Annotated in this window: 14 protein-coding genes; 12 read left to right on the forward strand and 2 right to left on the reverse strand. The window is 69.7% G+C overall.

Annotated features, from left to right (window positions below):
• Nucleotides 1-92 precede the first annotated feature (92 nt).
• Nucleotides 93-2,000, forward strand: a complete 1,908-nt coding sequence (locus tag A3CE_RS0145925; RefSeq protein WP_020646874.1) for an alpha-galactosidase — start codon at nt 93-95, stop codon at nt 1,998-2,000.
• A 12-nt stretch (nt 2,001-2,012) separates the two neighbouring features.
• Here the strand turns inward: A3CE_RS0145925 and A3CE_RS0145930 are convergent, their stop codons facing one another.
• Nucleotides 2,013-3,044 carry a LacI family DNA-binding transcriptional regulator gene (locus A3CE_RS0145930; RefSeq protein ID WP_020646875.1) on the reverse strand — a complete coding sequence of 344 codons (1,032 nt, stop codon included), beginning with the start codon at nt 3,042-3,044 and terminating at the stop codon, nt 2,013-2,015.
• Between the two features lie 176 nt (nt 3,045-3,220).
• On the opposite strand from A3CE_RS0145930, the gene A3CE_RS0145935 reads away from it, so the two are divergent.
• The 7 genes from A3CE_RS0145935 to A3CE_RS0145965 all read left to right on the forward strand — a co-directional run bounded on the left by A3CE_RS0145935 (nt 3,221) and on the right by A3CE_RS0145965 (nt 14,334).
• Nucleotides 3,221-4,528: an ABC transporter substrate-binding protein gene (locus A3CE_RS0145935; protein ID WP_020646876.1), complete on the forward strand. Its 1,308-nt coding sequence runs from the start codon at nt 3,221-3,223 to the stop codon at nt 4,526-4,528.
• A gap of 11 nt (nt 4,529-4,539) precedes the next feature.
• Entirely contained in the window at nt 4,540-5,460 is a 921-nt protein-coding gene (locus A3CE_RS0145940; protein ID WP_245589720.1) for a carbohydrate ABC transporter permease, read from the forward strand.
• Complete coding sequence (locus A3CE_RS0145945) at nt 5,457-6,260, forward strand: carbohydrate ABC transporter permease (RefSeq protein ID WP_020646878.1); 804 nt, start codon at nt 5,457-5,459, stop codon at nt 6,258-6,260. Before A3CE_RS0145940 ends, A3CE_RS0145945 begins: the two co-directional genes overlap by 4 nt.
• Before the next feature lie 13 nt (nt 6,261-6,273).
• Entirely contained in the window at nt 6,274-8,157 is a 1,884-nt protein-coding gene (locus tag A3CE_RS0145950) for a glycoside hydrolase family 127 protein (RefSeq protein ID WP_020646879.1), read from the forward strand.
• A gap of 156 nt (nt 8,158-8,313) precedes the next feature.
• Nucleotides 8,314-9,354, forward strand: coding sequence for an RICIN domain-containing protein (locus A3CE_RS0145955; protein ID WP_245589721.1), 1,041 nt, complete (start codon nt 8,314-8,316; stop codon nt 9,352-9,354).
• A 22-nt stretch (nt 9,355-9,376) separates the two neighbouring features.
• Nucleotides 9,377-12,058 carry an RICIN domain-containing protein gene (locus tag A3CE_RS0145960; RefSeq protein ID WP_043791472.1) on the forward strand — a complete coding sequence of 894 codons (2,682 nt, stop codon included), beginning with the start codon at nt 9,377-9,379 and terminating at the stop codon, nt 12,056-12,058.
• A 56-nt stretch (nt 12,059-12,114) separates the two neighbouring features.
• Entirely contained in the window at nt 12,115-14,334 is a 2,220-nt protein-coding gene (locus A3CE_RS0145965; protein ID WP_245589722.1) for a beta-L-arabinofuranosidase domain-containing protein, read from the forward strand.
• A 74-nt stretch (nt 14,335-14,408) separates the two neighbouring features.
• Here the strand turns inward: A3CE_RS0145965 and A3CE_RS0145970 are convergent, their stop codons facing one another.
• On the reverse strand, nt 14,409-14,963 hold the full coding sequence (locus A3CE_RS0145970) for a snapalysin family zinc-dependent metalloprotease (RefSeq protein ID WP_020646883.1): 555 nt from the start codon (nt 14,961-14,963) through the stop codon (nt 14,409-14,411).
• 260 nt (nt 14,964-15,223) lie between these two features.
• Here A3CE_RS0145970 and A3CE_RS0145975 point away from each other — a divergent pair, with 260 nt between their 5' ends.
• From A3CE_RS0145975 to A3CE_RS0145990, 4 genes are all read left to right on the forward strand, one after another.
• Nucleotides 15,224-15,454: a hypothetical protein gene (locus A3CE_RS0145975; RefSeq protein ID WP_020646884.1), complete on the forward strand. Its 231-nt coding sequence runs from the start codon at nt 15,224-15,226 to the stop codon at nt 15,452-15,454.
• Between the two features lie 258 nt (nt 15,455-15,712).
• On the forward strand, nt 15,713-17,140 hold the full coding sequence (locus A3CE_RS0145980; RefSeq protein WP_026469510.1) for an APC family permease: 1,428 nt from the start codon (nt 15,713-15,715) through the stop codon (nt 17,138-17,140).
• On the forward strand, nt 17,137-19,968 hold the full coding sequence (locus A3CE_RS0145985; protein WP_020646886.1) for a glycosyl hydrolase 2 galactose-binding domain-containing protein: 2,832 nt from the start codon (nt 17,137-17,139) through the stop codon (nt 19,966-19,968). The genes A3CE_RS0145980 and A3CE_RS0145985 overlap by 4 nt, the downstream gene beginning before the upstream one ends.
• On the forward strand, nt 19,965-20,855 hold the full coding sequence (locus tag A3CE_RS0145990; protein WP_020646887.1) for an ROK family protein: 891 nt from the start codon (nt 19,965-19,967) through the stop codon (nt 20,853-20,855). Before A3CE_RS0145985 ends, A3CE_RS0145990 begins: the two co-directional genes overlap by 4 nt.
• Nucleotides 20,856-20,885 lie beyond the last annotated feature (30 nt).

Consider the following 20,885-nt stretch of genomic DNA (forward strand, 5'->3'; position numbering starts at 1 on the left):
CCTCTTGACGGCCGGGCCGGTGGGGTCAACAATTCAGGCGTACCACAGAATGTTAGCGCTAACATTTTCGACGACGAAGTCGGAGCGATGTCATGAAGCTGCGCCACGGGTTGTCCGCGCTCCTGCTGATCGCCGGAATCGTCCCGGGGGTGGGTGTCGCCGCGGCGAGCACGGCCGCCGCGGACGTGGCGGTTCCGGCGCCGGCGATGGGCTGGGCGTCGTGGAACACCTTCGCCGCCAAGATCGACTACCCCACGATCAAGGCGCAGGCCGACGCGCTCGTGTCCGCCGGCCTCAAGGACGCCGGGTACAGCTACGTCAACATCGACGAAGGCTGGTGGCAGGGCACTCGCGACAGCTCCGGAAACATCACCGTGGACACCGCCGAATGGCCCGGCGGGATGTCGGCGATCGCGGACTACCTGCACAGTAAGGGCTTGAAGGCCGGCATCTACACCGACGCCGGGCGCGACGGCTGCGGCTACTACTTCCCGACCGGGCGGCCCGCGGCCCCCGGGAGCGGCAGCGAAGGCCACTACCTGCAGGACATGCTGCAGTTCCAGCGCTGGGGCTTCGACTTCGTCAAGGTCGACTGGTGCGGCGGCGACGCCGAGGGCCTCGACCCGAAGAGCACCTACCAGGCGATCAGTGACGCCAACAAGGCCGCGACCGCGCAGACCGGGCGCGCGCTCACCCTGTCGATCTGCGACTGGGGCAGGAAGAACCCGTGGAACTGGGGTGCCGGCACCGGCGCGATGTGGCGGACCAGCAACGACATCATCTTCTTCGGGCAGACGGCGAACCTGGGCCAGGTGCTGACCAACTTCGACCAGGCGCAGCACCCCGTTTCGCAGCACACGGGGTACGTCAACGACCCGGACATGCTCACCGTCGGCATGCCCGGTCTCACCGACGCGCAGGCCAGGACCGAGATGAGCCTGTGGTCCGTGTCGGGCGCGCCGCTGCTCGCGGGCAACAACCTCGCGACGATGAGCGCGGCGACGAAGGCGATCCTGGCGAACCGGGAAGTCATCGCCGTCGACCAGGACCCGCGTGGTCTGCAGGGCGTCAAGGTCGCCGAGGACGCCACCGGGCTCCAGGTCTACTCGAAGGTCCTCAGTGGAACCGGGAAGCGCGCGGTGGTGCTGCTCAACCGGACGTCGTCGGCGGCGGCGATGACCGTGCGATGGGCCGACCTCGGCCTGACCCCGGCCTCGGCGCACGTCCGGAACGTCTGGGGCGCCACCGACGCCGGTGACTTCGCCACCGGCTACAGCGTGAACGTCCCGGCCGGCGACTCGGTGCTGCTGACCGTCCAGGGCACCGACGCCGCGTCGGCGAGCTACCCGGCCAACGGCTCCCGGTTCACCGGGATCACCGCCGCCGCAACCGGTCTGGCGGTCGCGACCTTCTCCTACAGCGCCACCACCGCGCAGACGGCCACCCTCGCCGTCAACGGCCAGCAGCCGACCGTCCTCACCTTCCCGGCGACCGGCGGGACGACGAAAACCGTCTCGGCCGTCGTCTCGCTCGGCAAGGGCAACGCCAACACCCTGGCGTTCTCCGGTACCCCGCCGCAGCTGTCCGCCGTCGCCGTCCTGCCGCTGCCCGGCAGCACCGGCGTGCAGCTCGCCGGTGTCCAATCAGGACGGTGCGTCGACGTCGACGACAACGGCATCACCAACGGGATCCAGGCGCAGCTGTGGGACTGCGCGGCGGGCCCGAACCAGACCTGGGTGCCGGTGCGCGGGCAGCTCGTCGTCAACGGCACCAAGTGCCTTGACGCCTACGACAGCGGGACCACGAACGGCACCTCGGTGGTCGTCTGGGACTGCAACGGCCAGCGCAACCAGCAGTGGACGCCGAACACCGACGGGACCATCACGAACGCGGTGTCCGGGCTGTGCCTGGACGCGAGCGGCGCGGCCACCGCGAACGGCACGAAGATCATCCTCTGGACCTGCGGCGGCGGTGCCAACCAGCAGTGGCCCCGGCGGTGACCCAGCGCTGACTCACGCGGTCGAGTCCCGGATCACCAGCCGGCACGGCCGGGTGTGCCTGCCGGGGGAGGGCTCGCCGTTGATCGCGGCGAGCAGCAGGTCGGCGGCCGTCCGCCCGAGCGCCTCGAGTTCCATGTCGACGCTCGTCAGCGGCGGCTGACAGGCCGGCGCCATCACGTCCCAGTTGTCGAAGCCCACCAGGGCGACGTCGCCGGGGACGCGACGGCCGGCCGCCTGCAGCGCGTCCGCCGCGCCGCGCGCTATCTGGTCGCTGCCGCAGAACACCGCGTCGAAGGGGTCGCCGGCACCCAGCAGCATCCGCACCGCCTGCCGGCCCCACGCCTCGCTCCACTCGCCGAACATCGGCGCGCCGGCCAGGCCGAGCCCGTCCTCGGCGAGCCGTTCGGTGGCGGCTGAGGAGCGCACCGTCGCCGAGTGGTGATGTTCGGGGCCGGTGATGTGGGCGACGCGGCGGCGTCCGGTCGCCAGGAGGTGCTCGACGGCCTTGCGCGCGCCACCCGCCTCGTCCGGCACGACGGAACAGTCGTGCGGGTCGGCGGAGCTGATGAACGCGTACACCACCGGGATCGGCAGCGCCGCGCCGATCGGCGGACGCGCCTGGGTCCGGCGGCCGGTGACGATGATCCCGTCGACCCGGCGGGACAGCAGCGTGCGCAGGTAGTACTGCTCGCGGATCGGGTCGTCCCGGGCGTCGCAGAGGAAGACCGACATCTCGCCGGCGCCCAGCGCGTCCTCCGCGCCCATCATCAGCGGGATGCTGAACCGGCCGATCGTGTCGGTGGTGATCATGCCGACCGTGTAGGTGCGGCCCGAGTTCAGTGTCACGGCGGCGCGGTTGGGCTGGAAGCCCAGCTGCTCGGCGGCGGACAGCACCCGCTGCCGCGTCTCCGTGCGGAGCGACCCGCGGCCGTTGAGCGCCTTCGACGCGGTGCCGACGGAGACGCCGGCCAGCAGCGCGACCTCGCTGATCGTGGCCGGCTTGGCGAGGTTTCCGGGAGTTTCCGAAAGTTTCCGCGGGGGCATGGTTGGCACAGTACCTCCGTGGTCGTCGGCAACCCAACGTAACCCCGTAGGACTACGGCAAACAGCCCTTGACTCGCTGGTGAGCGAGCGCCTAGCTTGAGTCGGCAACCGGTTTCCTAATTTCCCCGGGTTGCGTTCCTCGACACCCCGCAGGCGGCCTCCCGAGAGGAGAGTCGATGACTTCGCGCATCCGATCCAGGGCACGGTGGGGGCGTGCCGCGGCCGCCGTCGCCGGCGCGCTCGTGCTCGCCGCCTGCCAGAGCGGCCCGGCCACGTCGGCGGCGGGGGACACCGCGAGCGTGGACGACGGCACCACGATCACCATGTGGACCCGGTCGCCGACGGCCACCTTCAGCCAGACGCTGATCGACGCCTACAACGCGAGCCACCGGAACAAGGTGAAGCTGACGGTCTTCCCGGCCGACTCCTACCAGCAGAAGGTCGGCACGGCCGCGGGCGCGAAGCAGCTCCCGGACCTCCTGGCGGCCGACGTCGTCTACGCGCCCAACTACGCGGCCAAAGGCCTGTTCCTGGACCTGACCGCGCGGGTGACCAAGCTGCCGTTCACCGGCGCCCTCGCCCCGGCGCACATGAAGGCCGCCACCCACGATGGCAAGCACTACGCGGTCCCGCACGACATCGACCTGTCGGCGATGTTCTACAACAAGGTCCTGTTCACCCGCGCCGGTCTCGACCCGGCCAAGCCACCGGCCACCCTGTCCGAGATGGCCGACGCCGCCCGCAAGATCGCCGCGCTCGGCGGCGACGTCAAGGGCTACTTCTTCGGCGGCGCCTGCCCGGGCTGCCAGCTGTTCACCAGCTGGCCGATGATCTGGGCCTCCGGCGGCACCGTGCTCAACGAGCAGGGCACGGCGGCCACGCTCGACGACCCCAAGGCCGCCCAGGTCTACTCCCTGCTGCGGCAGCTCTACACCGGCGGCGCCGTGCCGGCGTCGGCGAAGAACGAGTCCGGGCCCACCTGGACGCAGTCGTTCCTCGACGGCAAGATCGGCATCCAGCCGATGGGCGCGACCGCGCTGCAGGGTATGAAGGAAGGGCCGGACCTGCAGGTCGGCGTGGCTCCGATCCCGGGACTGGCCGGTGGCAGCTCGTCGTTCGTCGGCGGGGACGTGCTGGGCATCGGCAGCAACAGCCAGCACACGGCGGCCGCGTGGGACTTCATCTCCTGGACGCTGTCCGACCAGGCCCAGGTCGACGTCGTGGCGAAGAGCAAGAACATCACCGTCCGGTCCGATCTGGCCGACAACACCTACGCCAAGCAGGATCCGCGGCTCGGCGTGTTCAACCGGCTCGCGAGCCAGGGCCGGACGCCGATCTCGGTCAACTTCGGCAAGACGTTCAACGACACCAACGGTCCCTGGACGGCGACGGTGATCGACGCGGTGTTCGGCGGCGGCGACGTCGGCTCGATCCTGAAGCAGCACAACGCCGCGGTCACCGAGTCGCTTTCCAGCGGCAGCTGACCATGGTGTCTGTGCTGCCCTCCCGGACGCCGGCGCCGACGGTGACACGGGCGCCGGCACCCCGCCGCCGCGGCTCGATCGCCCGGGGTCGCCGGCGGCTCGGGATGGCCTACGCCGCGCCGATGGCCGTGCTGGTCGCCGTCTTCTTCGTCGTCCCGCTGGGGCTGATGCTGTGGATGTCGGTCAGCCACTGGCCACTGGTCGGCGCGTCCTATCCCCACGGCGTCAAGAACTACGACGCGCTGAGCGACCCGCTGTTCCTGCGCGCGGTGTGGTTCACGGTCAAGTACACGCTGGTGACCACGGTCGTGCTCAGCCTCGTGGCCTTCGGGCTGGCGTTGCTGGTGCAGCACGACCGCCCGGGCACCGGGTTCGTCCGCACCGTCTTCTTCCTCCCCAGCGCGGTCGGGCTCGCATCGACCAGCCTGCTGTTCTACGGCCTGTTCAACACCGACTCCTCGGCGCTGAACCACCTCGTGGACTTCCTCGGGCTGGGCCGGGTGGACTGGCTCGGTTCGGGCGGCAGCGCGCTCGGCTCGACCGTCGGGATGATCACCTGGCGGTTCGCCGGGTTCTACACGCTCATCCTGATGACCGGCCTGCAAGGCATCGACCCCGCGCTGTACGAGGCCGCGCGCATCGACGGCGCGGGCCGGTGGCAGATCCTCTGGCGGGTGACGCTGCCGCTGCTGCGGCCCACGCTCGCGCTCGCGATGGTGCTTTCGCTGACCGGCTCGCTGCTGGCGTTCGACCAGTTCTTCATCCTCACCGGCGGCCGGCACGACACCGCCACGGTCGTCATCGACATCTACCGCGAGGCCTTCCTGTCCCAGGACCTCGGCCGGGCGGCCGCCGTCTCGGTGGCCACGCTCGCCGTGCTGATCGTCCTGAACATCGCCCAGCTGCGGCTGATCCGCCGGGAGGGGAAGTGAACCGGCTCCGGGCCGCGGGCCTGCACGTGACGAGTGCGGCGCTGGCCGTGTTGTTCCTGCTTCCGTTGCTGTGGACGCTGTATTCGTCGCTGACCGGACGGGAGGCAGGCGACTCCGGGACCGACAGCTACCGGCGGCTCGCCGGCTACGGCAGCGGCCTCGGCACCTACCTGGTCAACACGACCGTGGTCGCGCTGATCGCGGTGAGCGTCACCGTCGTGGCGACCACGCTCGGCGGCTACGCGATGGCCCGGCTGGCCTTCCCCGGGCGCACCCTGCTGTTCCTGGTCACCCTCGCCATCCTGATGGTGCCGTACACGACGATCCTGGTGCCGCTGTACATCCTGCTCGGCTGGCTGGGCCTGCAGAACTCCCTGGTCGGTCTCGGCCTGGTGATGGCCGTGCTCCAGCTGCCGTTCGGCCTGTTCATGATGCGCAACTCCTTCGAAGCGCTGCCGGTCGAGCTCGAGGAGGCGGCGCTGATCGACGGGTGCTCGGTCGGCGGCGCGCTGCGCCGGGTACTGCTGCGCGGCGTGCTCCCCGGCGTCGTCACCATCGCGCTGTTCTCGTTCCTCGCGGCCTGGAACGAGTTCGTGGCGCCGCTGATCTTCCTCACCGACGGGGAGAAGTTCACCCTGCCGGTCGCGCTGTTCAACCTCCAGTCGGGCAGCCTCGGCTCGGTCGACTTCGGGGCCCTGCAAGCGGGCGTGGTGGTCTCCGCCCTGCCGTGCGTGGCGGTCTTCCTCGTCCTGCAGCGATATTACGTCCGCGGCTTCACCTCGGGAGCCCTCAAGGGCTGAGAAGGAGCACTCGATGACCGAACGCATCCTCGGGCCCGTCCACCCCACGTCCGCCGCGACGTCGGCGCTGCGTCCGCTCTTCCTCGGTGCTGTCACCTTCGCGCCGGAAAGTCTCCTGGGCGGCTGGCAGGAGCGCAACGCGAGCCGGACCCTGCAGCACTGCGTCGAGCAACTCGACGCCGCGGGTGCGCTGGACAACCTCCGGCGCGTCACCGGCGAGGTCGACGGCGACCGCCGCAACATGTGGTTCGCCGACTCCGATGTCTACAAGACCCTGGAAGCCGCCGCCTGGCAGCTCGGCCGGAATCCCGATGACGCCGAGCTGCGCGCGTTCCTCGACACCACCGCCGCGCTGGTGGCCAAGGCCCAGGAGGACGACGGCTACCTGAACTCGTACTTCACCGTCGACAGGCCCGAGCTGAAATGGCGGGAGCTGCACTGGAGCCACGAGCTGTACTGCGCGGGCCACCTGATCCAGGCCGCCGTCGCGGCCGCGCGGGCCGGGGTCGGTGCCCAGCTCGTCACGGTCGCCCGGCGCTTCGCGGACCTGATCGTCGAGCGGTTCGCGGTCGTGGACGACGTCGACGGGCACCCGGAGATCGAAACCGCGCTGGTCGAGCTGTACCGGGTGACCGGGCACCGGCCGTACCTCGACCTGGCGCTGCGCTTCCTCGACCTGCGGGGACGCGGCCTGCTCGACGGCGAGCGGTTCGGCTCGCGGTACCTGCAGGACCACGTGCCGGTCCGGGACGCAGACGAGGTCGCCGGGCACGTCGTGCGGCAGCTCTACCTGCTCGCCGGCGTGGTGGACGTCGCCGTCGAGACCCGCGACGAGCCGCTGCTCGACGCCGCCCGCCGGCTGTGGGCCGACGCGTTCGGCGCGAAGACGTACCTGACCGGCGCCCAGGGCTCGCGCCACCGCGACGAAGCTTTCGGCGACCCGTACGAGCTGCCGCCCGACCGCGCGTACGGCGAGACCTGCGCCGCGATCGCGAGTTTCCAGTGGAACTGGCGGCTGCTGCTGGCGACCGGCGAAGGCCGGTACGCCGACGAGATGGAACGCGCGCTGTACAACGCGATCGCCGGCTCGACCGCGCTGGACGGCACGCACTTCTTCTACGCCAACCCGCTGCACCTGCGGACCGGCCACGACGGCTCGCACGAGGACGCGCCGTCGCGGCGCCTGCCGTGGTATTCGTGCGCGTGCTGCCCGCCCAACCTCGCCCGGCTCGTCGCGTCGCTGTCCGGGTACGTGGCGACCACCGACCCCGGCGGGCTCCAGGTGCACCTGTACGCCGCCGGGTCGATCCAGACCACTGTGGACGGTGTGGACGTCCGCGTCGGGACGCGCACCGGATACCCGTGGGACGGCCGGATCGAGCTGACCGTGACCACACCGGTGCCGCTCATGCTTTCCCTGCGCATCCCCGGCTGGGCCGAGGGCGCCCTGATCGACGGTGCCCCCGCCGAAGTCCGCGACGGCTACGCGGAAGTGCGGCGGGACTGGGCGGCCGGGGCCACGGTGACGCTCGAACTGCCGATGCCCGCCCGGGTCGTCCGGCCGCACCCGCGGATCGACGCCGTGCGTGGCTGCGTCGCGGTGACGCGCGGGCCGCTCGTCTACTGCCTGGAGCAGGCCGACCTGCCGTCCGGGGTGGTCCTGGAGGACGTGCGGATCGACGCCGCCGTCGAGCTTTCCGCCGGGCAGCTGCCGGACGTGCCGGTGACGCTCACCGCGCTCGGCCGCGTCCGGGCACCGGCGTCCGATGAGCTTTACGGCGCCGGGACCAGTGTGCCCGGCGAGCCGGTCGAACTGACCGCCGTCCCGTACTTCCTGTGGGGCAACCGGGAACCCGGTCCGATGCGGGTCTGGATCCCGGTCGCCACCGTCGAATAGCCCTTTCACCCACCCTGATCGGCACTGGGGAGCGCACCCGGCCGTCAACTGTTAACGCTCACAACCGAAGATTGCGAGGACCCGATGACGTGTCCTGTGGTATCTCGGCCCGACCGTGGCGTGCTCAGGCTGGCCGCTGCCGTGGTGCTGTGTTTGGTGGCCGGTCTGCTCTCCGTGGGTACCGCGCAGGCCGCGACCGCCTTCACCAGCACGGTGGTCAACCAGGGCAACGGAAACTGCGCGACCGTGCCCAACGGGAACAGCGCGGTACAGCTGACCCAGACGGGCTGCACTTCCGGCGCCGGGCAGTCGTTCCGGTTCACCCCGGTGTCCGGTGACGTCTACGCCGTCGGCACTTTCACCGCCGGCAACTGCGTGGACATCTACGGCGCGTCCACTTCGGACAATGCCGCAGTGATCCAGTACGCTTGTCACTCCGGGACGAACCAGCAGTTCCGCCTTCAGCCCGCAGGAAGCGCTTTCAACCTGGTCGCGGTCAGCTCGGGCAAGTGCGTCACTCCGGTGAACAACGCGCTCGTCCAGCTGGCCTGCACCACCGCGAGCGCTTGGCGGCTGCCCGGCTACCAGTCCGGTGGCGATCCGCAGGTCCCGCCGGAGAAGACCGTGCGGGTGTGGCTGCTGCGGCCGTCCGACGTGTCCTTCGACCAGCGCTACCCGGACGGCATCGCGAACGTGATGCGGGAGGCCCAGCGGTACTACGGGCAGGAGCTGGGCAAGACGTTCCGGCTGAACGAGCCCGTCGTCCAGGTCGTCACCGGCGAGCACGTGAAGAGCTGGTATGAGAACACGCCCAACGGCGGCGACCGCTACTGGTGGGCCGTGTTCAACATGCAGCAGGAGCTGGTGCGCCGGTTCGACGTCCGGGACGGGGACAGCCGGTGGATCAACGTCGGCGAAGTCATCGCCGAGGGCCAGGGCGCGGGCGGCGGTGGCGGCAACGGCTGGGTGATCCTCTGCCGGCACGACGCCGACGGCGCGGCCGGGATCAACGGCCCGATGAACCGCTGGTACGGCGGCATGGTGCACGAGCTGGGCCACGCCTTCGGCCTGCCGGACTCCACCTCGACCGACGGGACGCCGATGTCGGCGTCGTTCTACGACTACCCGAACACGCACTTCAGCCAGAGCCAGAAGACCGCGATCTTCACCGGCCCGTACGGCTCGTTCCTCTTCTGAATCTTCCGGATCGGAGACCCCGATGAGACGTCCGGTATTACTCACCGCCGCCCTCCTGGTGGCCGGCTTCGCCGTGGTGGTCCCGGCGAACGCCGCGGCCACGTTCAGCAGCACGATGGTCAACCAGGCGAGTGGCAGCTGCGCCACCGTGCCCAACGGCACCAGTGCCGTCCAGCTGACCCAGACGGCCTGCGCCTCCGGTGCCGGCCAGTCGTTCACGTTCACCCCGATCTCGGGTGACGCCTACACCATCGGCACCTTCACCTCCGGCAGCTGCGTCGACATCTACGGCGCGTCGACCGCGGACAACGCGGCGGTGATCCAGTACGCCTGCCACGGGGAGACCAACCAGCAGTTCCGGCTGCAATCGGTCGGGACGAACACGTTCGACGTCGTGGCGGTCAGCTCGGGCAAGTGCGTCACCCCGGCGAACAACGCGCTCGTCCAGCTGCCGTGTTCGAGCGCGAGCGCCTGGCGCGTGCCCGGCTACGACCCCGGCACGTCCGACACCTACCAGGGCATCCCGAACCTCGCGCCGAACGCGTGCAAGAACTCCGGGCTGCCGCGGTCGTACGGCACGAACTTCCAGACGCCGAACGACCCCTACGGCCAGGGGTTCCAGAACACCACCGCGATCGGCTGGGACGGCAACTACTGGCCGGTCTTCAGCTATCTGTCCGGCTCGTTCTTCGCCCGGGGCGTGAACACGACGTACAACGGCCTCTGCGGCGGGATGTACTCGTTCAGCGCCTACACCTACGGCGGGAACCCGGGCGCGCAGTCGGTGCAGTGGACCGAGGACAACGGCTACCTGCCGGCGATGACGACGTCCCGGACCGCCGGGAACGTCGGGATCACCCTCAAGAACTTCGCCGACAAGGTCACCATCAACGGCTTCGCGGTCATGCTCGTCTACACGCGGGTATCGATCAAGAACAACGGCTCCTCGCCGGTGACGGTCCCGCCGGGTGGTTCGGGCCCGGGCCTCGTCCGGCTGACCGCGTCCACATTGGACCCGGTCGCGGCCGGGCAGACCAGCAACCACGACTTCGTGGTGGCCGTGGACAACTTCGGCAGCGGCGTCGCGCTGCCGACCGGCTCGACATTGTCCTCGAACGCGCCGAACTACGACACCGCGTACGGCCAGATGACGGCGTACTGGAACTCGCGGCTGGCCGAGACGAACACCTTCAGCCTGCCGAACACGGCCCTGCCCAACACCGGCGGCCTGGCGAACCCGGGCACCGCGATGGCGAACGCCTACAAGGCGGGCACGATCTACAACCTGATCATGCAGGTCGGCAAGGCGCAGTTCTCCGGCGCCGACAACTACAACTGGATCCTCAACCACGACGTCCCCGGCGAGCTGACCGCCAAGTTCGAGACCGGCGACTTCCACGACGCGCGGAACCTGCTGCTCACCGCGCGGATCTCCCAGCAGGACAACTGGGACGAGGTCGGCGCCAACTGGTACTGGGACGGCGTCTGGAAGACGATGGGCGCCTGGGCGACGTACCTGGCGAAGACGAACGACACCGCGTTCGTCAGCCAGTACTTCAACGACACCGGTGCGTGGGGACCCAGCCTCCGCACCATCGCCCGGGTGAAGTACCCCGCCCAGCTCGCCTCGGACGGGACACTGCAGACCAACTTCGACAACGACTCGACCGGGCGCTGGCTGTTCAGCAACTTCTCGGCGTTGCAGATGCTGGCGTCGTACAAGTACATCGCGACGAAGATCGGGCAGACCGCCGAAGCGACGTGGGCGAACACCGCGTACACCTCGCTGCTGAACGCGTTGAACACGGTCGTGGGCCGCAACCAGTCCGCGAACGGCTTCAACTACCTGCCGTGCGAAGTGGACAAGCCGAACAGCGCCAACCGCTGCAGCACCTTCAACGACGCCAACTGGGCCTCGCCCGGGTGGGTCGGCCAGAACCAGTGGTCGACGATGCTGTCGGGCGGCGCGCTGACCGGCATCATGGGTGACCCCGGGCAGATCGACCGGATGTACCAGTGGGGCTTCAACCGGCTGTCGGCCAACGGCTATCCGTTCCCGACGTTCGGGGCGTTCAACGGGTACTCGACGGCGTACAACACGTCGTACTCCTCCGACGGGTTGTTCTCGAACAACTACCGCGACCTGCCGATCACCAGCTACGCCTGGCAGCTCAAGACCACCACGGGTGGCCCGAATGCCTGGTGGGAGGCCAACGGCAGCGGGCCGAGCACGGCGAACCCGTGGATCGGCAGCCACGCGGGCCCGCAGTTCGGCGCGTGCCCCTACGCGTGGCCGATCGCCGGGCAGCAGCAGGGCCTGCTGGAGTCGCTGGTGGCGGAAGGGTTGGCGTCGAGTGGTTCCGGGCCGTACACGTTCACCCGGCCGCTCTACATCGGACGCGGCGTACCGAACGCCTGGGTCACGCCGGGCCAGACGATGTCGGTGGGCAACCTGACCACCACCTACGACGTGGCCTCGGGCAGCCGGTCCACCTACGGGGTCTCCCTCGCGGTGAGCGGCTCGAGCGGCGCCCGCGTCGTCACGGTGACGACGTCGGGCACGCCGCCGGGCGGCGCGGTCGTCATCCAGCTGCCGGTGTTCCTCTCCACCGGCGTGAACTCGGTCAGCGGCGGCAGCTACGACGCCGCCACGCACACGGTCACCGCGAGCGCGAACACGGTGACCATCACCCTCGCGAGCTGAACCTCCCCGGGGTGCGCCGCGCGCGGCGCACCCCGGCCCCAGCGAAAGGCGCGATGATGCGCGAACCCACCTTCGACCGCCGCCTGCTGTTCAAAGCCGTGGGCGCCCTCTCCGCGAGCGCGGCCCTGGCCCCGGCGTTCGCCGGCACCGCCGCGGCCGCCGGCCGGCCCGACATCGGCGTGTCGGTCTTCCCGTTCCCCCTGAGCGCGGTGCGGCTGCAGGCCGGGCCGTTCCTCGACAACATGAACCGGCAGCTGGCGTACTTCCGGTTCGTCGACGCCGACCGCCTGCTGCACACCTTCCGGACCAACGCCGGGCTGGCCAGCTCGGCCCAGCCGTGCGGCGGCTGGGAAAGCCCGAGCACCGAACTGCGTGGCCATTCGACTGGCCACCTGCTGTCCGGGCTGGCCCAGGCGTACGCCAACACCGGCGACACCACGTACAAGACCAAGGGCGACTACCTGGTCAACGCTCTGGCCGCGTGCCAGGCGGCCGCGCCGGGACGCGGCTTCCACACCGGTTACCTGTCGGCGTTCCCGGAGAACTTCTTCGACCGGCTGGAGAGCGGTCAGTCGGTCTGGGCGCCCTACTACACGCTGCACAAGATCATGGCGGGCCTGCTCGACCAGTACCTCCTCGCGGGCAACCAGCAGGCCCTCGACGTCCTGCTGCGCAAGGCGGCCTGGACGAAGACCCGCACCGATCCGCTGTCCACCACGCAGATGCAGGCGGCGCTGCGCACGGAGTTCGGCGGGATGCCCGAGGTACTGACGAACCTGTACCAGGTGACCGGCGACGCGAACCACCTCACGACGGCCCAGCGGTTCGACCACGCCCAGATCCTGGACCCCCTCGCGGCGAACCAGGACCGGCTCTCGGGATTCCACGCCAACACGCAGATCCCGAAGATCCTCGGCGCGATCCGCGAGTACCACGCCACCGGGACCACTCGCTACCGCGACATCGCCGTGAACTTCTGGCGGATCGTCCAGGACCACCACACGTACGTGATCGGCGGCAACTCCGACGGAGAGTACTTCCAGACGCCCGACGCCATTGCGAGCCGGCTGTCGGACACCACGTGCGAAGTCTGCAACACCTACAACATGCTCAAGCTGACCCGGCAGCTGTTCTTCACCAACCCGGTGCCCGAGTACATGGACTACTACGAGCTGGCCCTGTTCAACCAGATCCTCGGCGAGCAGGACCCGAACTCCGGCCACGGGTTCGTCACGTACTACACGCCGTTGCGCGCGGGCGGGATCAAGACCTACGCCAACGACTACGACGACTTCACCTGCGACCACGGCACCGGCATGGAATCGCAGACGAAGTTCGCCGACAGCGTCTACTTCTTCACCGGCGAGACGCTGTACGTGAACCTGTTCGTCGCGTCGGTGCTGACCTGGCCGGGCCGGGGGATCACGGTCCGGCAGGACACGACGTTCCCGACGTCGTCGGGCACCAAGCTGACGATCGGCGGCTCGGGGCACATCGCGCTGAAGATCCGCATTCCGAAGTGGACGTCGGCGGCGGTGGTGAAGGTCAACGGCGTCGCCCAGGGCACGGCCACATCCGGGAGCTACTTCACGATCGACCGGACGTGGGCGTCCGGCGACGTGGTCGACGTGTCGCTCCCGGCGTCGCTGACCTTCCCGCGGGCCAACGACGACGCGGGCGTGGGCGCGGTGAAGTACGGCGCGATCGTGCTCGCGGGTCAGTACGGCTCGACGAACCTGAGCGCGCTGCCGACGTTGCAGACCGGTTCGCTCGTCCAGGATTCCGCGAACCCGCTGCGCTTCACGGGAACGGCGAGCACGGGCGCGGTCACCCTGCAGCCGTTCTACGCCACGCACCACCAGCGGTACACCGTGTACTGGCGGATGGAGAGCCCGCCGCCCGCCGGGACGTCGTACGAAGCCGAGGCGGGCACGCTGGGCGGGCAGGCGGCCGTGCGGAGTTCGTCGGGTGCTTCGGGTGGCTCGTTGGTGGGTTACGTCGGGAGCGGGACCGCGAACTACCTGCAGTTCAACGGCGTGAACGCCACCGCGGGCGCGCATCCTGTGACGATCTTCTACGCCTCCGGTGAGGCTCGTTCGCTGACGGTGAGCGTCAACGGCGGGACCGCGGTCTCGGTCACCACACCCGGCACCGGCGGCTGGGACACGGTCGGCTCGGTGCAGGTGACGCTGAACCTGACGGCAGGCACGAACACGCTCCGCCTCGGCAACCCCTCGGGCTGGGCCCCGGACATCGACCGGATCGTCGTCGGCTGAAGGTCCGTGAATGGCACATTGAGGGACTTCAAGTCCCTCAATGTGCCATTCACGGATTTACTGCATGCTCGGGCTCAGTAGCCGTACACGGTTTCGTAGACCCGCTGCTCGGCGTTGGTCGCGACGAGCCCGTTGGCCCACAGCGAGTTCACCCGGCTGCGCTCGGCGGCGTTGGGGACCGCGTTGGTGCAGGACGTGCCGGGGCCGCCACCCGACATCAGTTCCGAGCACGGGCCCGAGTAGTGGTCGGGCAGTCCGAGAGCGTGCCCGGTCTCGTGAGCCGCGATGCGGGTTGTGTTGTACTGGCGGGCCTGGGTGTAGTCGATGAAAATGGTGCCGCTGCCGTGCCCGTTGGTCGAGGCGTAGGAACCGCGGGGGTCGTTGCCCTCGGTGTAGCGCAGGCTCGCGCCGGAGCTGCGCTCGACGAGCTTGACGTTGGTGACGCTGCGGTTCCAGTTGGCGGCACCGGCGTTGATGACCGAGCGGAACGTCGGCGCGCCGGCGGTGCTGTAGTACACCGTGGTGACGGCGGCTTCCTGCTCGGTGGCGGCCGACGCGGTCCCCGCCGCGAGCGGGGTCATGGTCAGAGCGAGCGCGACGGCGCCGGCCAGGGCGAACTTCCTCGACATCGGGAGACTCCTCGTGGGGACGGGGGATTTGCCGGAATTGCGCGCGCTGTCGAGAATTTACCCGGAAGGGTGGCAATGCCGGAGCCGACTAACGTAGGGCCCGGAAAGTGGTGATTTACCAACACTATCGACGGGTTGACAACGCGGTGACCCTGCGCCCGGTGCGGGGAATGCCGGCGGCGAAGCGGTGGTTGTGCCGGACGAGACAGGGCGGGGCGGCGCTGGTCGCCGGTAGTCTGAAGGGGACGGGAGGAGCGGGTATGACGGCCGAGGAGCTGATCGTCGAGTTCGCCCTGACCCGCCTGGACCACCCGGACCTCGACTTCGAGGAGATCGCCGCGCTCCTCGTCCGGCGGGGCGGGCAGGAGCGGGAGGTGGAGTTCGCGTCCCGCAACCTGGCCGACCGCGGAGAACTGCGCAGCGCTTCCTTCCCGGCGGCGGTGGAGTACGTGCTGCGGGTCGTCCTGACCCTGCGCGGACCTTCCGACTAGTCCCGGATCGCAGGACGGGAAGGCTCTCCCGGCGTGGCCTGGTAACCGGCCGCCGCGCGGCCCGGCCCCCTCAGGCTGTGTCCGGTGGCGGCTGCTTCAATGCCCGGCGCCCAGCGCCCGCACGCTCGCCGGAGTTCCGGCCCGCGGCCCGTTTGGTCCCACCGAGTCCTGTGTTGCCGCAACTTTACCCGCGGAACCCTTTCGACCCCGGCCGTTCTATGTTAAGAAACTTTACTAACTACTAGCCGGAGGCACGCCGTGAGTTCACCCACCCGGTCCGGGGAACCGCCCGCCCTTGAACGCAGGATCGGCCCGGTGCAGGCCACCGCGATCAACATGACCCAGATGTGCGGGATCGGCCCGTTCGTCACGATCCCCGCCATGGTCGCCACCATGGGCGGCCCGCAGGCGATGTTCGGCTGGATCATCGGGGCGATCGTCGCGCTGGCCGACGGGCTCATCTGGGCCGAACTCGGCGCCGCGATGCCGGGCGCCGGCGGCACCTACCTCTACCTGCGCGAAGCGTTCCAGTACCGCAGCGGACGGCTGATGCCGTTCCTGTTCGTGTGGAGCGCGGTGCTGTTCATCCCGCTGATCATGTCGACCGGCATCATCGGCCTCGTCCAGTACCTCGGCTACCTGATCCCCGGCGTGACCGACGAGGCGGGCACCACGCCGCTGGGCAAGATCATCGGGGTCGGCATCACGCTCGTCATCGTGCTGGCCCTGTTCCGCAAGATCGGCCAGATCGGCAAGCTGACCACCGGCCTGTTCGTGGTCATGCTGGTCGCGGTGCTCGCCACGATCATCGCGGCCTTCTCGCACTTCAGCGGCGCGCAGGCGTTCGCCTTCACGCCCGGCGCGTTCAGCTCGGCCGGTGACGGCACGTTCTGGGGCGGCCTCGGCGCCGGCCTGATCATCGCGATCTACGACTACCTCGGCTACAACACGACCGCGTACCTCGGCGGCGAGGTCAGCTCGCCGGGCCGGACCATTCCGCGGTCGATCATCTACTCGATCCTCGGCATCATGAGCCTCTACTTCCTGCTGCAGGTCGGCGTGCTCGGCTCGCTCCCGCTGGACCAGATCAAGACCGCCACCTCGGTGGCCTCCTCCGTCCTCGAGCAGGCCTGGGGCACCGGCGTGGCCAAGGTCATCACGGTCTTCATCGTCGTCGCGGCCATCGGCTCGGTCTTCGCCGGCCTGCTCGGCGGTTCGCGCGTGCCCTACGAAGCCGCGCGCGACAAGGTGTTCCTCTCGGTGTTCGGCAAGCTGCACCCGAAGCTGCACCTGCCGACCGCGGGCGTGCTCACCATGGGCGCGATCACGATCGTCGGCTCGCTGTTCACGCTGACGGACGTCATCAACGCGGCCGTCGCCACCCTGGTCATCATCCAGTCGCTGGCCCAGGTCGCCGCGATCTGGACGCTGCGCCGGCGGCAGCCGAACCTCGAGCGCCCGTACCGGCAGTGGCTCTATCCCGTGCCGACGCTGCTCGCGCTGGTCGGCTGGGTCTACATCTACGTCTCCGCAACCTGGCTTTCGATCGGGCTGTCGGTGGGCTGGATCGCCCTCGGCGCCATCGCGTACCTGATCTACGCGAAGGCCGAGAACACGTGGCCGTTCGGACCGAAGGAGATCAAGGAGGCCTTCGCCTCCACCGAGACCGAAGGGGTTCAGGCATGACGAAGAAGCTCGCGGCCCTCGCCGCGCTGCTCCTCGTGCCCGGCGTGCTCAGCGTGGCCGGACCCGCCGCCGCGCAGGACGCGCAGGTGGCCGCCCGGCCGCACGGGTTCAGCACGATCGGCCTGCCGGGCTGGCAGGTCCTGACAACGGCCAGCGTCAAGGACGGCGGGGACAAGGTCTCCACGCCCGGCTACGCGACCAAGGGCTGGCTGCCGGTCAAGCCGGACGACGCCGGCGCGCCCGGCACCGAGATCAACGCCCTGGTGCAGAACGGCAAGTGCCCGAACGTCTTCTACTCGGACAACCTGCGCAAGTGCTTCGGGTACGTCGACAAGGTCGGCCCGGTGGTCACCAAGCCGTTCTCCGACCCGTGGTGGTACCGCACCGACTTCACGCCGGACATCAAGCCCGGCCAGCACGCGAAGCTGACGATCCCCGGCATCGTCGGGGAGGGCGACGTCTGGGTGAACGGCACGCTCGTCGCCACGAAGGACGTCGTCAGCGGCGCCTTCGCCGGGCACACCTTCGACGTCACGAAGCTGGTGAAGCCGGGCAAGAACACCCTGGCGATCAAGGTCTACCCGAACAACCCGCTCAAGATGTACACGCTCGACCAGGTCGACTGGAGCCAGATCCCGCCGGACAACGACACCGGCATCCAGTTCCCGCCGACCCTGCAGGTGTCCGACGCGCTCACCGGCGACAACGCGCACGTCGTCCAGGACAACGCTCCCGACCTGTCCAGTTCGAAGCTGACGGTCAAGGTGGACGTCACCAACGACGCGGCCACCGCGCAGACCGGCGACGTCGCCGCGACGGTCACGCCGCCGTCGGGGGCGCCGATCGTCGTCACCCGGCGCGTGACGATCCCGGCGAACACCAGGCAGACCGTGACGTTCGCGCCGGTGAAGATCGCGAAACCGCAGGTCTGGTGGCCGTACTCGATGGGCGGCCAGCCGCTGTACACGCTGACCACCGCGGTGTCGCAGGGCGGCGTGCTGTCGACGTCGTCGAAGAGCACCTTCGGCATCCGCACGGTCACCTCACGTCTGGTCGGCAAGTCCGCGCCGCTGCCGGAAGGCGCGCGGCAGTTCACGATCAACGGCCACGACTTCGTGTTCCGCGGCGGCGGCTTCGCGCCGGACCTGTTCCTGCGCTACGACCGGGCCGACACCGCGCACCAGATCGCGCTGATCAAGAACCTGGGCCTGTCCGGCGTCCGGCTCGAAGGCCACGACATGCCGCAAGACTTCTACGACCAGGCCGACCGCGCCGGCCTGCTGGTCATCGGCGGGTTCCTGTGCTGTGACGCCTGGCAGCCGGACACCGCCGAGCAGCTCGGCGCGCGGGACCTGCGGATCATCCACGACTCGTCGGTGAGCATCGCGCAGCGCGAACGCAACCACCCCAGCGTGTTCAACTACGGCTGGAGCGACAACGAGCCGTTCCCGAACCAGGAGCAGGCCGTCCTCAGCGCCTTCAAGCAGGAGGACTTCCAGGTCCCGGTGATCGCGTCGGCGGAGTACAAGAGCACCCCGACGCTGGGCAACTCGGGGGAGAAGGAGGGCCCGTACGACTGGGTCCCGCCGTCGTACTGGTACGACAGCTCGCACTTCGACGCCTCCGACGACAGCCGCACGAACGCGGGCGGTGCCTGGGGTTTCGCGAGCGAGCAGAGCGCCGGGCACACCGTGCCGACGCTCGACTCGATCAAGCGGTTCCTCTCGCCCACCGAGCAGGCGAAGCTGTGGCAGGACCCGGCGTACAACCAGTACCACGCGAACTTCGAGCCGGACCACGGCGGCTACGCGTTCGGCACGCTGTACACGCTGGACCAGTCGATCCTGCAGCGGTACGGGAAGTGGACCTCGCTGGAGTCCTATGTGGACCTCGCGCAGATCGCCAACTACGAGAACACCCGCTCGCAGTTCGAGGCCTTCCTGCACCACTCGAAGGACAAGGACAACCCGTCGACCGGCGTCGTCTACTGGCAGCTCAACAAGGGCTGGCCGACGCTGCTGTGGTCGCTCTACAACGACGACGGCGACCAGCCGGGCGCGTACTTCGGCGCCGAGAAGGCCAACAAGCCGCTGCACGCCATCTACGGCTACGACGACGGCAAGGTGACGCTCGACAACCTCGGCGCGGCCACGCAGTCCGGGCTTTCGGTGCAGGCCCGCGTGCTCGACACCGCGGGCAAGGTCCTGGACGACCAGACGGCGGGCGGTATCTCCCTCGGCAGTCAAGGTGTCAAGACCGGCGTCCTCAAGCCGAAGGTGCCCGCCGAAACAAAGGCGCCGGCGCCCGCGCAGGTCTACTTCGTCGAGCTGCAGCTGAAGCAGGGCGGAAAGGTCGTCGACCGGAACGTCTACTGGCTGTCCACGCAGAAGGACGTCGTCGACTGGGCGAAGACGCTGGGCAACCCGCAGGCGACGCTCTCGCAGTACAGCAACCTGCAGGCCCTGCGGAACCTGCCGAAGTCGCAGGTCAGCGCCGTTGCCTCGACGAAGCCGGGCCACGGCGGCGAGCTCGTCACCACGGTGACCGTCACGAACACGGCGAAGAACCCGGGCGCGGCGTTCTTCCTGCGGGCCGACGTGCGCCGCGGGACGCCGGACGGGCGTGAGGCGCCGGGTGACAACCAGCTCGCGAACGCGACCTGGGACGACGACGACATCACGCTGTGGCCGGGCCAGTCGCAGACGCTGACCGTCACCTACCAGGCCGCCGACCTGCGCGGCGCGGTGCCGGTGATCAGCGTCGACGGGCTCAACACCGGCCGGCTCGTGGTGCCGGGGAACGAGGGGACTGGAGGGTTCTCGGAGTGACAGGGGAACGGATTCTCGGGATCGACTTCGGCGGCACGAAGGTGGCGCTGGGGCTCGCCGACCGCGACGGCACCCTGCTGGCCACGCGCCGGCTGGACACCGACGCGCAGGCGGGAGCCGAGCAGGTGGTGGTGCGGGCGCTCGCCGGGGCCAGGGCGCTCCTGGCCGACTCGGGCGCGGTCCCCGGCTGCATCGGCGTCGTCAGCCCGGGAATCGTGCTGCCGGACAAGATCCTGCTCGCCCCGAACGTGCCGGGCTGGGAGCAGCTGCGCCTGGCGGAGCTGGTGGCCGCGGAGTTCCCGGCCGTGCCGATCTCGGTGGGCACGGACGCGAAGGCCGCCGCGCTGGCGGAATGGCGGTGGGGAGCACTGGCGGGGGCCGACCCGGCGGTGTTCCTGTCGCTGGGCACCGGCATCGCGGCGGCGGTGCTGATCGGCGGCCGGGTGCTGACCGGCGCCAACGGAGCTGCGGGCGAGATCGGGTACAACCTGCTCTCGCCGCAGGACACCGAAGGTTTCTCAAGCGGAGCGGCGCCGCTGGAAGAAGCCGTCGGTGGGCGTGGGCTGGGCGGCCGGGCGAGCGAACTGCTCGGCCGCCCGGTCACCGCGGCCGAGCTGTTCGCGCTGGCCAAGGAGAACGTCGAGGCGAAGGAGCTGGTCACGGCGGCACTCGACGAGCTGTCGATGCACGTGGCCAACCTGGCGATCGCGCTGGACCCGCAGCGCATCGCGGTCGGCGGCGGGCTCGTCCGCTCGGCGGACGTGCTGCTGCCGGCCCTGGCGGACCGGCTCGCGCACGCGGTGCCGTTCCCGCCGGAACTGGTGCCCGCCCGCTTCGACCAGGATGCGGCGCTGCTGGGCGCGGTGGCGCTGGCCCTGGGTGGCTAGGTAGGCGTCCGGGTGGTGTGCCGGTGCCCC

This window comes from Amycolatopsis balhimycina FH 1894 (assembly GCF_000384295.1).
GTDB classification, from domain to species: domain Bacteria; phylum Actinomycetota; class Actinomycetes; order Mycobacteriales; family Pseudonocardiaceae; genus Amycolatopsis; species Amycolatopsis balhimycina.